Origin of the sequence: Arsukibacterium sp. MJ3, assembly GCF_000987765.1 — a bacterium.
Classification (GTDB): domain Bacteria; phylum Pseudomonadota; class Gammaproteobacteria; order Enterobacterales; family Alteromonadaceae; genus Alishewanella.
Window position 1 is genome coordinate 1 of sequence record NZ_LAHP01000078.1, and the last position, 929, is coordinate 929.

At 43.9% G+C, this 929-nt stretch carries 1 protein-coding gene; it reads right to left on the reverse strand.

What is annotated here, in order from left to right; genetic code table 11:
* Nucleotides 1-121: 121 nt before the first annotated feature.
* Entirely contained in the window at nt 122-895 is a 774-nt protein-coding gene (gene istB / locus VT06_RS16805) for an IS21-like element helper ATPase IstB (RefSeq protein WP_046555482.1), read from the reverse strand.
* Between the last annotated feature and the right edge of the window lie 34 nt (nt 896-929).

Consider the following 929-nt stretch of genomic DNA (forward strand, 5'->3'; position numbering starts at 1 on the left):
GTTTTCTAAGCTGCCTGTGTGGCAGTGAACTAAATTTAGTTGATGTTCTATAAATACAAGAATTTCTAAGTGTCAACAACAGTCTAAAAGTGATCCACAGCAACAATCTAAAAGTGATCCACTACTCTTTGGGTTTATCCATTAATCCGGCTTGTTTCTTTTCTTTGATCCGATAACTTTCTCCTTTGATTTGTAAGATATGAGAGTGATGTAAAACTCTGTCTAACATGGCTGATGTCAATGCTGTATCGTTAGCGAACACCTGTCCCCACTGACCAAATGGTAAGTTGCTGGTTAAAATCACCGAGCCTTTTTCATACCGCTTGGCGATGACGTCAAACAGTAGCTTTGCTTCATGGGCACTAAAAGGTAGGTATCCGATCTCATCAATAATAAGCAGTTTAGGTGCAACCACTGAACGTTGCATCACTTGCTTATAGTTATCTTGTCGTTGTGCTGTAGCCAGTTGCAGAATTAAATCTGAAGCACTAATAAAGCGGGTTTTTATGCCGGCCTGAACAGCTTTGTAGCCGAGTGCGACGGCAATATGTGTTTTGCCAACCCCAGATGGCCCGAGCATGACGACGTTCTCTTGTCGCTCAATAAAGGATAGCGATGCTAATTCCGTTACCTGTTTTTTGGGCACACCTGAGGCAAAGGCATAGTCAAAGTCTTCTAGCGTTTTCAGTCCAGGGAACCCAGCCATTCTAGTGAACATATGCTGCTTGCGCTGATGGCGTGATCGCTTCTCACACTGGAGTGCCTGCTCCAGGAATGTGAGATAGTCCCACTCCTCTTTCGCCGCTTGTTGGGCTAAATCACAAGCATTGGCATCAATGCCTGGTAGCTGTAACTCTGCTGTCAGTTCACCAATACGTGATAACTGTAAGTTCATATGGCCTCCATCAATTGGTCATAGATACTGAGGT

Bases quoted from the DNA above. Each gene is read 5' to 3' on its own strand.
- istB (WP_046555482.1), bottom strand. From the start codon at position 895: ATGAACTTACAGTTATCACGTATTGGTGAACTGACAGCAGAGTTACAG.